Source organism: Geobacillus vulcani PSS1 (genome assembly GCF_000733845.1).
GTDB lineage: Bacteria > Bacillota > Bacilli > Bacillales > Anoxybacillaceae > Geobacillus > Geobacillus vulcani.
In genome coordinates, this window is the sequence record NZ_JPOI01000001.1 from 1,797,315 (window position 1) to 1,811,419 (window position 14,105).

Annotated in this window: 11 protein-coding genes; 10 read left to right on the plus strand and 1 reads right to left on the minus strand. The window is 53.1% G+C overall.

Annotated features, from left to right (window positions below; translation table 11 throughout):
- The first annotated feature begins 12 nt into the window (after positions 1-12).
- The 8 genes from leuC to yihA all read left to right on the plus strand — a co-directional run bounded on the left by leuC (position 13) and on the right by yihA (position 11,212).
- Complete coding sequence (leuC, locus tag N685_RS0109695; RefSeq protein WP_031407884.1) at positions 13-1,428, plus strand: 3-isopropylmalate dehydratase large subunit; 1,416 nt, start codon at positions 13-15, stop codon at positions 1,426-1,428.
- A 95-nt stretch (positions 1,429-1,523) separates the two neighbouring features.
- Positions 1,524-2,117, plus strand: a complete 594-nt coding sequence (gene leuD, locus N685_RS0109700) for a 3-isopropylmalate dehydratase small subunit (protein ID WP_031407886.1) — start codon at positions 1,524-1,526, stop codon at positions 2,115-2,117.
- A gap of 195 nt (positions 2,118-2,312) precedes the next feature.
- Entirely contained in the window at positions 2,313-3,293 is a 981-nt protein-coding gene (locus N685_RS0109705) for a tetratricopeptide repeat protein (protein ID WP_031407888.1), read from the plus strand.
- A gap of 164 nt (positions 3,294-3,457) precedes the next feature.
- The gene (gene tig, locus N685_RS0109710; protein WP_031407890.1) at positions 3,458-4,744 is read left to right on the plus strand and encodes a trigger factor; all 1,287 of its coding nucleotides are present in this window, start codon (positions 3,458-3,460) and stop codon (positions 4,742-4,744) included.
- Between the two features lie 229 nt (positions 4,745-4,973).
- Entirely contained in the window at positions 4,974-6,239 is a 1,266-nt protein-coding gene (gene clpX, locus N685_RS0109715; protein ID WP_031407892.1) for an ATP-dependent protease ATP-binding subunit ClpX, read from the plus strand.
- A gap of 142 nt (positions 6,240-6,381) precedes the next feature.
- Positions 6,382-8,055 carry an ATP-dependent protease LonB gene (gene lonB, locus N685_RS0109720; RefSeq protein WP_031407894.1) on the plus strand — a complete coding sequence of 558 codons (1,674 nt, stop codon included), beginning with the start codon at positions 6,382-6,384 and terminating at the stop codon, positions 8,053-8,055.
- Positions 8,056-8,285: 230 nt separating this feature from the next.
- Positions 8,286-10,628, plus strand: a complete 2,343-nt coding sequence (gene lon, locus N685_RS0109725; RefSeq protein ID WP_031407896.1) for an endopeptidase La — start codon at positions 8,286-8,288, stop codon at positions 10,626-10,628.
- A complete protein-coding gene (gene yihA / locus N685_RS0109730) occupies positions 10,625-11,212 on the plus strand; it encodes a ribosome biogenesis GTP-binding protein YihA/YsxC (protein WP_031407897.1) in 588 nt (195 codons plus the stop codon). Before lon ends, yihA begins: the two co-directional genes overlap by 4 nt.
- Positions 11,213-11,253: 41 nt before the next feature.
- Here the strand turns inward: yihA and N685_RS0109735 are convergent, their stop codons facing one another.
- A complete protein-coding gene (locus tag N685_RS0109735; RefSeq protein WP_031407899.1) occupies positions 11,254-11,739 on the minus strand; it encodes a LiaI-LiaF-like domain-containing protein in 486 nt (161 codons plus the stop codon).
- 166 nt (positions 11,740-11,905) lie between these two features.
- Here N685_RS0109735 and hemA point away from each other — a divergent pair, with 166 nt between their 5' ends.
- On the plus strand, positions 11,906-13,270 hold the full coding sequence (gene hemA, locus N685_RS0109740; protein WP_031407901.1) for a glutamyl-tRNA reductase: 1,365 nt from the start codon (positions 11,906-11,908) through the stop codon (positions 13,268-13,270).
- 10 nt (positions 13,271-13,280) lie between these two features.
- The gene (gene ccsA, locus N685_RS0109745; protein WP_031407903.1) at positions 13,281-14,099 is read left to right on the plus strand and encodes a cytochrome c biogenesis protein CcsA; all 819 of its coding nucleotides are present in this window, start codon (positions 13,281-13,283) and stop codon (positions 14,097-14,099) included.
- The last annotated feature ends 6 nt before the right edge of the window (positions 14,100-14,105 follow it).

Sequence of the window (14,105 nt, forward strand, 5' to 3'; positions counted from 1 at the left end):
AGGTGAAAGCCAATGAAGCCGAAAACGATCATTGATAAAATTTGGGAAGCCCACGTCGTCTATCGTGAGGAAGGCAAACCGGATTTATTGTACATTGATTTGCATTTAGTCCATGAAGTGACCTCGCCGCAAGCGTTCGAAGGGTTGCGGCAAAAAGGGCGGACGGTGCGGCGGCCGGACTTGACGTTTGCGACGATGGACCATAACGTGCCGACCGTGAATCGATTTGTGATCACCGACGAAGTGGCGCGTAACCAAATTGCCGCCTTGGAGCGCAACTGCCGCGAATTTGGGATTCCGCTCGCCGATTTGCATAGCGACGAGCAAGGGATCGTTCACGTCATCGGCCCCGAGCTCGGCTTGACTCAGCCGGGAAAAACGATCGTCTGCGGCGACAGCCACACCTCGACGCACGGGGCGTTTGGCGCCTTGGCGTTTGGCATCGGCACGAGCGAAGTCGAACACGTGCTGGCGACCCAAACGCTTTGGCAGCATAAGCCGAAAACGCTGCAAATCCGCATCAACGGCCACCTTGGCAAAGGGGTGACGGCGAAAGACGTCATTTTGGCCATCATCGGCCGCTATGGCGTCGGCGTCGGCACCGGCTACATCATCGAGTTTACCGGGGAGGCCATTCGCCGCATGTCGATGGAAGAGCGGATGACGATTTGCAACATGTCGATCGAAGCCGGGGCCCGGGCTGGACTCATCAGCCCGGATGAAACGACGTTTGCCTATTTGCGCGGGCGCAAATATGCGCCAAAAGGTGAGGAGTTTGACAAGGCCGTGGAGCGGTGGAAGGCGCTTGCCACCGATGAAGGGGCGGAATACGACCGAACGATTGAAATCGATGCCTCGACGATCGCCCCCATGGTGACGTGGGGCACGAACCCGGCGATGAGCACATCGGTTGACGGTGTCGTGCCGCATCCCGAGCAATTTGAAAGCAAAACAGAGCAAAACGCGGTGCGTCGGGCGCTTGAGTATATGGGGCTCAAGCCGGGCACGCCGATTACGGATATTCCGGTGCAGCACGTCTTCATCGGTTCATGTACGAACTCGCGCCTTAGCGATTTGCGCGCGGCGGCGAGCATCGTCAAAGGCAAAAAAGTAGCCCCAGGCGTACGGGCGCTCGTCGTGCCTGGGTCGCAGCAAGTGAAAAAGCAAGCCGAAGCGGAAGGGTTGGCGCAAATTTTCATTGACGCCGGTTTTGAATGGCGCGACTCCGGCTGCAGCGCCTGCTTGGGCATGAACCCGGACATCATCCCGGAAGGCGAGCACTGTGCGTCAACGTCGAACCGCAACTTTGAAGGGCGGCAAGGAAAAGGAGCGCGCACGCATCTCGTCAGCCCAGTGATGGCAGCGGCGGCCGCGATTTACGGACATTTTGTCGATGTGCGCCAGCTTGAAGCCGAGCCGGTCTGTTAAATCGACGATCGTGACTGCAAAAGGGGCGGCGCGGCATCCTAGGAGGCCGCGCCCCTCCGCCATCAGTAACATCCATAACGGAAGGGGAAAGGACGATGAAGCCGTTTACAATCCACCGTGGAAAAACCGCCGGCATCGATCGGGCGAATATTGATACCGATCAAATCATTCCAAAGCAGTTTTTGAAGCGGATTGAACGCACCGGCTTTGGCCAGTTTCTCTTTTACGATTGGCGGTATTTGAGCGACGGCACGCCAAATCCAGAGTTTGAGCTCAACCGCCCGGAAAACGAAGGGGCGACGATTTTAGTCGCCGATGAAAACTTCGGCTGCGGCTCATCGCGCGAACATGCACCGTGGGCGCTGCAAGATTACGGATTCCGCGCAATCATTGCTCCATCGTTCGCCGACATTTTTTACAACAACTGCTTAAAAAATGGGCTGTTGCCGATCCGGCTGGATAAAGCGGACGTCCGCTACCTGTTGCGCCAAAGCGAGCGCCCCGATTATGAACTGACCATTTCGCTTGAAGAACAGCGGGTATTTGACGATGAAGGGTTTTCGCGCCGGTTTGACATCGACCCGTATCGAAAACAGCTGCTGTTAAAAGGATGGGATGAAATTGATTTAACGTTTGTATATGAACCGTATATTCAAGCGTATGAACAACAGCATAGCCCACGGCCGTAAGCGTCTGTCTTTTGCAGTGCAACGTGGCGGCAAACATCGGCTGTTCCGCCGTTATTTTGGCAGGAACAGCCGATTTGTTTTGCCTATAGGAGGATGAAGAAAACGGATGGCGGCAGCAAGTGCCAAAAGGGTCAGCTTGTTTCGGTTAAGAAAACTTGTTACACTTGTGGTAAACACACATAGGAGCGGGCGAAGATGAACGAAAAAAAAGGAAAAATCATCATGTTTCCGCAAACGAAAGAACGGCTGATGGAAGAGGCGTTTGCCGCGCTCGAGGCGAAGCGGTATAAGGAAGCGCTCCGCTTTTTGCGCACCGCTGAGCAGCTCGGTGATGACAGCTTCCCCATCCGGTTTGGGCTTGCTGTTTGTTGCTATGAGCTTGGGGAATACGATGAGGCGGAGCGGCGCCTCGCCGCCTTGCTTGACGAACAGCCGAACAACAGCGATCTGTTGCAAATGTATCTCGCCGTGCTGTTGCAAACAAACCGATACAGCAAGGCGGAAATGGTGATCCACAACGCCTTGCGCCGTCCGTCCCTATCCGTTTCGTTGCGCGAACAGCTTCACCAGCTGCTTCGCTTCAGTGAAAAAATGAACGCCCGCACGCTTCCGCCAGCGGAGTGGAAGCAGGTGAAACGGCTGCTTGAGTCTGGGGACATTGCGGAGCAGCTGCAGCTCATTAAGCAGCTCGAAAAAGAAGACATCACCCCGGTGCTCCCGCTGCTCAAGCAATATTTATGCACACCGGAAAAAAGCCCGATGGCGAAAACGATGCTTCTTCGCTTGTTGACAGGGAAGCGAGTCAGCGAAACGGTGACGGTTGAAAAGTTTGGCCGTTGTGTGGAGGTCGTCCCGTCCATGTTGGACGAACAGACGGAGACGGAATTTGCTTCATCGCTGCTGAGTCGGCTTGAACAGCAGCTTGCGGCGGAAAGCCCGAGCTTATACGAAACAGCGGCGGAAATTTGGCTTCGCTATGCATACGTTTTGTATCCGTTCCCGCCTGATCCGGCGGACGTCGATGCATGGCTTGCCGCCCTTCATTGGATGGCGAATCGGTTTTTAGGCTTGGATGCTGACACAACCGCTTTGGCCGATCGCTATGGTGTGGAGGAGGCGAAGATGGCAAGGCTTTGCCAAAAGCTATACGAAATCGAAGAACTTTCCTTCCTCTAATGACTCGTTCTCTGTTGAAACATGGCTTTTGTATGTTATAATATAATGGCTGTGCTATGTATCTGTTTTCGCATAATGGTCTACATAATCGGGCATCATAAAAAGTCATGGACAAGCGGATTGCGCTATGGTCCGAGCAATGATTTCAGGTGGAGGGAACAAGGATGTCAGTCAAATGGGAAAAGCTTGAAGGGAACGAAGGCGTATTGACCGTTGAGGTTGACGCCGAGAAAGTGAACAAAGGCTTGGACGCCGCGTTTAAAAAAGTGGTGAAAAACATCACGCTTCCGGGCTTCCGCAAGGGGAAAGTGCCGCGCGTTCTGTTTGAAAAACGGTTCGGCGTTGAAGCGCTCTATCAAGATGCGCTCGACATTTTGCTGCCAGAGGCGTATGCCAAAGCGGTCGAAGAGGCAGGCATCGAACCGGTGTCAATGCCAGAGATTGACATTGAGCAAATGGAAAAAGGCAAAAGTTTAATTTTCAAAGCGAAAGTGACTGTAAAGCCGGAAGTGAAGCTCGGTCAATACAAAGGGCTTGAAGTGGAAAAAATGGATACAACCGTGGCGGACGAAGATGTCGAAAACGAATTGAAACGTTTGCAAGAAAATTACGCCGAACTTGTCGTTAAAGAAGACGGGACGGTGGAAAACGGCGATACGGTCGTCATCGATTTCGAAGGGTTTGTTGACGGCGAACCGTTTGAAGGCGGCAAGGCGGAGAACTATTCGCTTGAAATCGGCTCTGGAACGTTCATTCCGGGCTTTGAAGAGCAGCTTGTCGGCATGAAAGCCGGTGAAGAAAAAGAAATTCAAGTCACGTTTCCGGAAGAATACCATGCGAAGCAATTGGCCGGCAAAGCGGCGACATTTAAAGTGAAAGTGCATGAAGTGAAAGCGAAACAGCTGCCAGCGCTTGACGATGAGTTTGCCAAAGACGTCGATGACGAAGTCGAAACGCTCGACGAGCTGAAGGCGAAAATCCGCGCTCGGCTGGAAGAAGCGAAAAAGAATGAAGCGGAAACCGCGTTGCGCAACGCGGTTGTCGAAAAAGCGGCGGCCAACGCCGAAATGGATATTCCAGAGGTCATGATCAAAAATGAAACAGACCGGATGCTTCGCGAGTTTGATCAGCGCCTGCAAATGCAAGGGATGAACTTGCAAATGTACTATCAGTTCTCCGGCCAAGACGAAGCGGCATTGCGCGAGCAAATGAGAGAGGATGCTGAAAAACGGGTGCGTGCGGCGCTGACGCTCGAGGCGATCGCGAAAGCGGAAAACATCGAAGTAACCGATGAGGAAGTGAACAAAGAGCTGGAAAAAATGGCGGAAGCCTACAAGCTGAGCGTCGACAAGATCAAAGAGCTGCTCGGCAGCTTAGATGGCGTCAAAGAAGATTTAAAATGGCGAAAAACGGTCGATTTTCTTGTAGAGCACAGCAAGGTTGCGGCATAATAATAAATGTAAGGAAAGAACAAGGCGCGAGACGTTCGTGCCTTGTTCTTTCTCTCACCAATGGCAGCTGAACAGTAATTTTCAAACTTTTCTAACGAATAACAGTTTTTTCATTCGCTTTTTCATAAATGTTTATGGTAAAATAGCGAATACATACGTTTTTGCAACAAAGGGTGGCGAGACACGATACATACGCACGTGCGATTTCGTTGGCAAGGGGTGAAATGACATGTTTAAGTTTAATGATGAAAAAGGGCAATTGAAATGCTCGTTCTGCGGCAAAACACAAGATCAAGTGCGCAAGCTGGTCGCCGGTCCGGGCGTTTACATTTGCGATGAGTGCATCGAATTGTGCACCGAGATTGTGGAAGAAGAGCTTGGCAATGAGGAAGAATTTGAATTTAAAGACGTGCCGAAACCGTTGGAAATTCGGGAAATTCTAGATGAGTACGTCATCGGTCAAGACGAGGCGAAAAAATCGCTCGCCGTTGCTGTTTACAACCATTATAAACGGATCAATTCCGGCAGCAAAATCGACGATGTTGAGCTGTCGAAAAGCAACATTTTGATGATCGGGCCGACCGGGAGCGGGAAAACGCTGTTGGCGCAAACATTGGCGCGCATTTTGAACGTGCCGTTTGCCATCGCTGACGCGACGTCGCTCACGGAAGCGGGCTACGTCGGCGAGGATGTCGAAAACATTTTGTTAAAGCTCATCCAAGCGGCTGATTATGACGTCGAACGGGCGGAAAAAGGCATCATTTACATCGATGAAATTGACAAAATCGCTCGTAAATCGGAAAACCCTTCCATCACCCGCGACGTATCCGGTGAAGGCGTGCAACAGGCGCTGTTGAAAATTTTAGAAGGGACCATTGCCAGCGTTCCGCCGCAGGGCGGCCGCAAACATCCGCATCAAGAGTTCATCCAAATCGACACGACGAACATTTTGTTCATTTGCGGAGGGGCGTTTGACGGCATCGAGCCGATCATCAAGCGCCGCCTTGGCAAAAAAGTGATCGGGTTTGGCGCGGAAATGAACCAGACGGATGTCGACGAGAAAAACTTGTTGTCGAAAGTGCTGCCGGAAGACTTGCTCAAGTTTGGGCTCATTCCGGAGTTCATCGGCCGCCTGCCGGTCATTACGACGCTCGAGCCGCTCGACGAACAGGCGTTGATTGACATTTTGACGAAACCGAAAAATGCCATTGTCAAGCAATACCAAAAAATGCTTGAGCTTGACGGTGTTGAGCTCGAGTTTGAGGAAGCGGCGCTTCGCGAAATCGCGAAAAAAGCGATTGAACGGAAAACGGGCGCGCGCGGTCTTCGTTCGATCATCGAAGGGATTATGCTCGATGTGATGTTTGAGTTGCCGTCGCGCGAAGATGTGCAAAAATGCATTATTACCCTAGAGACCGTGCGCGGCACGAAGCCGCCGACACTCATCCGCCATGACGGCACCGTCATCGAGTTGGAACGGAAAACATCTGCCTGATGGAAAACCGCCTTTTTCCGGCGGTTTCTTTTTTTGCCGCCCATGCCCTGGGCGCCGGCCGGCGCTTTTTTTGTTTATTCCCGTCCGTTCACGGAGATACTATCATACTACATACCATCTAGAGGCAGGAGGATATCGGGGCATGGATTGGACGAACATCGTGCTTCTTATTCAGCTGTTTTTCGGGGTCATCATCGGCCTTTATTTTTGGAATTTGCTAAGAGGGCAGCGTGTGCAAAAAGTCTCGATTGATAAAGAGTCGCGCAAAGAGATGGAACAGCTCCGCAAGCTGCGTTCGATTTCGCTCACCGAGCCGCTGGCGGAAAAAGTGCGGCCGAAAAGTTTTGCTGACATCGTCGGTCAGGAAGATGGCATCAAGGCGTTAAAAGCGGCTTTATGCGGGCCAAACCCGCAGCATGTCATCATTTACGGCCCCCCTGGCGTCGGCAAGACAGCGGCGGCTCGTCTTGTGCTTGAGGAAGCGAAAAAAAATCCGCTCTCCCCGTTTAAGAAAAATGCGGTGTTCGTGGAGCTTGACGCGACGACGGCGCGCTTTGACGAGCGCGGCATCGCTGACCCGCTCATCGGCTCGGTGCACGACCCGATTTACCAGGGGGCCGGGGCGATGGGGCAAGCCGGCATTCCCCAGCCGAAGCAAGGGGCGGTGACGAACGCCCACGGCGGCGTTTTATTCATCGACGAAATCGGCGAGCTTCATCCGATCCAAATGAACAAGTTGTTGAAAGTGTTGGAGGACCGGAAAGTATTTTTTGAAAGCGCCTATTACAGCAAAGAAAATCCGCAAATCCCAAGCCATATTCACGATATTTTCCAAAATGGGCTGCCGGCTGATTTCCGTCTTGTCGGGGCGACGACGCGCACGCCGAACGAAATTCCTCCGGCCATTCGCTCCCGCTGCTTGGAAGTGTTTTTCCGTGAACTCGATCAAGACGAAATCGCCTTGATCGCCAGAAAGGCGGCGGAAAAAATTCGCTTGAATGTGTCAGAAAGCGGCATTCGCCTCCTTTCCTCCTATGCGCGCAATGGACGGGAGGCGGTCAACATGATGCAAATCGCTGCTGGTCTCGCTATTACAGAAAACCGGGAGAAAATTTTAGACAAAGATATTGAATGGGTGATTCAATCAAGTCAGATGACCCCGCGTTATGAGAAGAAAATCGCGTCTGCCCCGGCGGTCGGCGTCGTCAATGGCCTTGCCGTGTACGGTCCGAACACCGGTGCGCTGCTCGAAATTGAGGTGACCGCCTTGCCGGCGAAAGGAAAAGGATCGATCAATGTCACCGGCATTATCGAAGAGGAAAGCATCGGCAGCGCAGAAAAATCGGTGCGGCGCAAAAGCATGGCGCGCGGCTCGGCGGAAAACGTCATTACGGTGTTGCGAGCGATGGGCGTGCCAGCGGACCGCTACGACATTCATGTCAACTTTCCGGGCGGGGCGCCGGTTGACGGTCCTTCAGCCGGAGTGGCGATTGCGGTCGGCATTTATTCCGCCATTTACCAGCTGCCAGTCGATCATACGGTCGCGATGACCGGAGAAATCAGCATCCGCGGCTGCGTGAAACCGGTCGGCGGCGTGTTCGCCAAAATCAAAGCGGCCAAACAAGCCGGGGCGAAAAAAGTCATCATCCCGATTGAGAATATGCAATCGCTTCTAGGCGAAGTCAACGGCATTCAAATCATCGCCGTCCGCCGCCTTGAGGAAGTGCTCGTCCATGTGTTCGGCGAAGAGGCGCTCCGCCGCGGCCCCGCGCTGCTGCCCGCAGCTATGGACCGCTCGGAGAAAAAGCTCGTCTAGCCAAAGGAAACGGCGGCAAGGCGAACGATTGGCAACCAAAGCGGGCGGTCCGCTCGTAACCGAGTCGGGCGGTTCGCCCGGCCCCTCTTTTATGTACGGCTTCGGCGCAAGCGGATCGTCGCTGAAGTCGGTTTTTCTTTGCCTGCAGACGGAGTGTCGCGCTCTTTCTCATTCGTCAAATTTTACAAACCCGGCTACCGTACTATACAATAAACGAATAGAAGCGAGAGATGGAGGTGTTCGGCGTGAACGGAAAGAAAAAGGAGACGGTCGTTCCGCTTTTGCCGCTGCGGGGGCTGCTCGTGTTTCCGACGATGGTGCTCCATTTGGATGTCGGGCGCGAGAAATCGGTCAAAGCGCTCGAACAAGCCATGGTCGAGGATCATATGATTTTGCTGACGTCGCAGAAAGACGTTGCCATCGACGAACCGGATATGGATGACTTATATAAAATGGGGACGATCGCGCGCGTCAAGCAACTTCTAAAACTCCCGAACGGCACGTTCCGCGTGCTTGTCGAAGGCGTCGCCCGGGCGCTCATCACGGAAGTGATCAGCGAGGAGCCGTACTTTCTCGTCAAAGTTGAAAAGTTTGCCGACCGGGCGGCGAAAGATTTAGAAGATGAGGCGCTCAAGCGGACGATGCTGGAATATTTCGAGCAGTACATAAACTTGTCCAAGCGGCTGTCGGTCGACATTTACGCCTCGATCGTCGACATCGATGAGCCGGGGCGAATGGCGGACATCATCGCCTCGCACTTGCCGCTTAAGCTTGAGGAAAAGCAGCGCATTTTAGAAACGATCGACGTGAAAGAGCGCCTCAATAAAATCATCCAAATTTTGCACAACGAAAAAGAAGTGCTCCAGCTTGAGAAAAAGATCAGCGCCCGCGTCAAGCAGTCGATGGAGCGGACGCAAAAAGAGTATTATTTGCGCGAGCAAATGAAGGCGATTCAAAAAGAGCTTGGCGAAAAAGAAGGAAAAACAGGCGAAGTTGAGGAGCTGAAAGAAAAAATTGAGGCGGCCGGCATGCCGGAGCACGTGAAACAAACGGCATTGAAGGAGCTTGACCGTTATGAAAAAATTCCGGCCACCTCAGCGGAAAGCGCGGTCATCCGCAACTACCTCGATTGGCTCATCGCCTTGCCGTGGTCGAAAGAAACGGAAGACATCCACGACATTAAGCGGGCGGAAGCGATTTTAAACGAGGAGCATTACGGGCTCGATCAAGTGAAAGAACGAGTGCTTGAATTTTTATCCGTCAAGCAGCTGACGAAATCGTTAAAAGGCCCGATTCTTTGCCTTGCTGGACCGCCGGGGGTCGGCAAAACGTCGCTCGCCCGATCGATCGCCAAAGCGCTCGGCCGCCGCTTCGTCCGTGTTTCGCTCGGCGGCGTCCGCGACGAATCGGAAATTCGCGGTCATCGCCGCACGTACGTCGGCGCCATGCCGGGCCGCATTATCCAAGGAATGAAAAAAGCCGGTACGATCAACCCTGTCTTTTTGCTTGATGAAATTGACAAAATGTCGAGCGATTTTCGTGGCGATCCATCGGCGGCCATGCTGGAGGTGCTTGACCCGGAGCAAAATCATACGTTCAGCGACCATTACATTGAAGAGCCGTACGATCTATCGAAAGTCATGTTTATCGCCACGGCCAACCATTTGGCGGCGATTCCGCAGCCTCTCTTGGACCGGATGGAAGTGATCCACATACCAGGCTACACAGAAGTGGAGAAGCTGCATATCGCCAAGCGGCATTTGCTGCCGAAACAAATCACCGAGCACGGGCTGAAAAAGGCGGCGCTCCAAGTTCGTGATGAGGCGATGTTGGCTATCATCCGCCATTACACGCGCGAAGCCGGCGTCCGGGAGCTGGAGCGGCAGCTCGCCGCTATCTGCCGAAAAGCGGCCCGCCTCATCGTCTCCGGCGAGAAAAAGCGGGTGGTGATCACAGAAAACAATCTTGAGGAATTTTTAGGGAAGCGAAAATACCGCTACGGCCAGGCCGAAGCGGAAGACCAAGTCGGCGTGGCGACCGGGCTTGCCTACACCGCGTTTGGCGGCGATACGCTTGCGATTGAAGTGTCGCTTGCAAAAGGCAACGGCAAGCTCGTGTTAACCGGGAAGCTCGGCGATGTGATGAAAGAGTCGGCGCAAGCGGCGTTCAGCTATGTGCGTTCGCGCGCCGAGGAGCTCGGCATTGACCCGAAGTTTCATGAAACGTACGATATCCATATTCATGTCCCGGAAGGCGCGGTGCCAAAAGATGGGCCATCGGCCGGCATCACGATTGCGACCGCACTCATTTCCGCGTTGACGGGCAAGCCGGTGAGCCGCTTCGTCGGCATGACCGGGGAAATTACGCTGCGCGGCCGCGTTCTTGCGATCGGGGGGTTGAAGGAGAAAACGTTAAGCGCCCACCGTGCCGGATTGAAAACAGTCATTTTGCCGAAAGACAATGAAAAAGATTTGGCTGACATTCCAGAAACGGTGAAGAGCGACTTGCGCTTTGTGCTCGTCTCCCATCTCGATGAGGTGTTGCCGCACGCGCTGGTGGGGTGGAAGCGATGAATGTGAAGAAAGCAGAGCTTGTGACCAGTGCCGTCAAGCCAGAACAATATCCGGACGGCGGACGGCCGGAGGTGGCGCTCGCTGGCCGTTCGAACGTTGGCAAATCATCATTCATCAACAAAATGATCAACAGAAAAAACTTAGCGCGCACCTCCTCAAAGCCAGGCAAAACGCAGACATTGAATTTTTATTTGATTAACGACTCGTTTTACTTTGTGGACGTGCCCGGTTATGGCTTTGCCCGCGTGTCGAAGCAGGAGCGGCAAAAATGGGGGAAAATGATGGAGACGTACTTTACCACGCGCGAGACGCTTAAGGCGGCGGTCCTGCTCGTTGACTTGCGCCATCCGCCGACGAAAGACGATGTGATGATGTACGAGTTTTTGAAACATTACGAGATCCCGGTGATCGTCATCGCGACGAAAGCGGATAAAGTGCCGCGCGGCAAGCATCAAAAACACGCGAAAATCGCGCGCGAGACGCTGCGAATGGCTGACGGCGACCCGCTCCTTTTGTTTTCCGCGGAGACCGGGCAAGGGAAAGACGAAGCATGGGCGGCGCTTTTGCCGTTTGTGTCCTCATGATGAAAACACCAGCGATTCGGCTGGTGTTTTCACTTTCAAGGCTATTTTCGCCTAGCCCATAATAGATAGACGCCGATGGCGATGAGTCCGAGCGGCCAAAATTGCCAGACAGAGGAAAGACCGGCTTGGACGAGGTGAAAGAACGGCTGGCCGCGCCCGGAAAACGTCAGCACGACAGCGAGAAGCAAAAAAAGCACGCCGAAGCCGGCTCCACCTTTTTGTTTCCGGCTGCTGGCGAAAAAAGCGAGCGCAATGAGGAAAAAAAACATGTTCACGCCGCGGGGCCAAAACGAAAACGCCCCGGAGAGCAACAGCTGGGCGCCAAAGCTAAGCAAAAGAAAGCCGGGGAAAAGGTAAGCATATTCGCGCGCTGCATGCGCTTGGCCGAGCAAAGCTGCCCCGCAAATGGCAAGCAAGGCCGGCCACCCTTGAAAGAAACGGAAAAAGGGTGTTTCCAACTGTCCGGCAAGAAAATACAGCCCGAGGCCGATGAACAAGATGGCGGAGAATACCGTTCGGGTTTTCATGATCGTCGCGTCCTCCGTTTCCCTTTTGGACATGTTTATGATAGAATGATCACTGTCTACAGTTTAGCATAGCTTTAGAGGCATGTTCACAATTTTTTCAAACTGGAACGATGGACGGTTGTGATATAATGATAAAAGGGATTCGGTCAATAAGGGGGTTGGCATCGTGCAAATCGTAGTCGTTGGCGTCGACTATAAAACCGCCCCTGTAGAAATCCGCGAAAAGCTCGCGTTTGCCGAAGCGGAACTCGGTGCGGCGATGAAACAGCTCGCCAAGCAAAAAAGCGTGCTCGAAAATGTGATCGTCTCGACGTGCAACCGGACGGAAGTTTATGCAGTGGTCGATCAACTGCATACCGGCCGTTACTATATCAAAGCATTTTTAGCCGAATGGTTTGACGTTGGAGTGGAAGCGATTGCTCCGTATTTGCGTGTGCTTGAAGGAGAGGCGGCCATCCAGCATTTGTTCCGCGTGGCAGCCGGCCTTGATTCGATGGTGCTTGGGGAAACGCAAATTTTAGGGCAAGTGAAAGACAGCTATTTGCTCGCTCAAGAGGTCGGGACGAGCGGCACGATTTTCAATCATCTGTTCAAGCAGGCGGTGACGTTTGCCAAACGCGCCCACTCGGAAACGGGCATCGGCGCGCATGCTGTATCGGTCAGCTATGCGGCGGTTGAGCTGGCGAAGAAGATTTTCGGACGCCTTGCCGGCAAGCACGTCCTGATTATCGGGGCAGGCAAAATGGGGACGCTGGCGGCGCAAAACTTGTACGGCAGCGGCGTCGGCAAGGTGACGGTCGTCAATCGGACGTTTGAAAAAGCGAAACAGCTGGCTAAGCAGTTTGCCGGCGAAGCGAAGCCGCTTGGTGAATTGTCATGCGCTTTGCTGGAAGCGGATATCGTCATCAGCTCGACGGGAGCCAAAGGCTATATTTTGACGAAAGAAATGGTGGCGCCGCTTGAGAAAATGCGCAAAGGCCGCCCGCTCTTTATGGTCGACATCGCGGTGCCGCGCGATTTGGATCCAGCGTTGGCTGATTTGGAAACCGTGTTTTTGTACGACATTGACGATTTGCAAGATGTGGTGGCGGCTAACTTGGCGGAACGGCAAAAGGCAGCGGCTCGCATTGAAAGGATGATCGAAGCGGAACTTATGGCGTTCAGCCAATGGCTGCAGACGCTCGGCGTCGTTCCAGTCATCGCCGCCTTGCGCGAAAAGGCGCTGGCTATCCAAGCGGAAACAATGAAAAGTTTGGAGCGGAAACTGCCGCATTTGTCGGAGCGTGACTGGAAAGTGTTGAATAAGCATACAAAAAGCATTATTAACCAGCTGCTTCGCGATCCGATTTTGCAGGCGAAGGAACTCGCCGCCGGCCCGAATGCCGAGGAGGCGCTTCAGCTGTTTATGAAAATTTTCAATATCGAAGATGCGGTGAAATCCGAGCGGCATATGCAGCAGGCAAAATCCGTGCAGCGCGATGAACAAGACGCGGAAGCGGTCCGTGCCGCCCGCCCATCATGGCAGCTGTAAGGTGGGATGGATGGTGGCGCTGTTGTATGAGCTGTCCATTTTGCTTTACATCGCCTCGATCCTTTTCTACTTCATCGATTTTTTGCAGCAAAACCGGAAGGCGAACGACATCGCCTTCTGGTTGCTTTCTATTGTTTGGCTTTTGCAGACAGTGACGTTTGTTTCTCGCATCATGGAGACGAAGCGCTTTCCGATTTTAACAGTGTCGGAAGGGCTTTATTTTTACGCCTGGCTTCTCATTACGCTGTCGCTCGTCATCAATCGGCTGCTGCGCGTAGATTTCATCGTTTTTTTTACCAATGTGCTGGCGTTTTTTATTTTGGCCGTTCATACGTTCGCACCGTCTTCCCAGTCGCCGGCTGTTGCAGAGCGGCTCGTTTCGGAGCTGCTGATCATCCACATCACCCTTTCGCTCGGAGCGTATGCGGCGTTTACCCTGTCGTTTCTGTTTTCGGTGCTTTACATGTTGCAGTACAGTTTGCTGAAAAAGAAAAAGTGGGGGGCGCGTCTTTGGCGCATGGCGGATTTGTCGCGGCTTGATTTTTTGTCCTATGTTTTAAATGTGCTCGGCTTGCCTATGTTGTTATTAGGGCTCATTCTTGGCGTGATTTGGGCGTACATTCAAATCGACCATTTCCATTGGTATGATGCGAAAGTGCTCGGGTCGTTTGTCGTTCTTCTCGTCTATGGCGTCTATTTTTACAAGCGAGCCGTCCGGCAGATGCAAGGAAAGGCGATCGCGCTATGGAACATTGGCTCGTTTTTATTTTTGCTTGTCAACTTTTTCTTGTTTGGCAGTTTGTCAAAATTTCATTTTTGGTATTCATAATTGAGG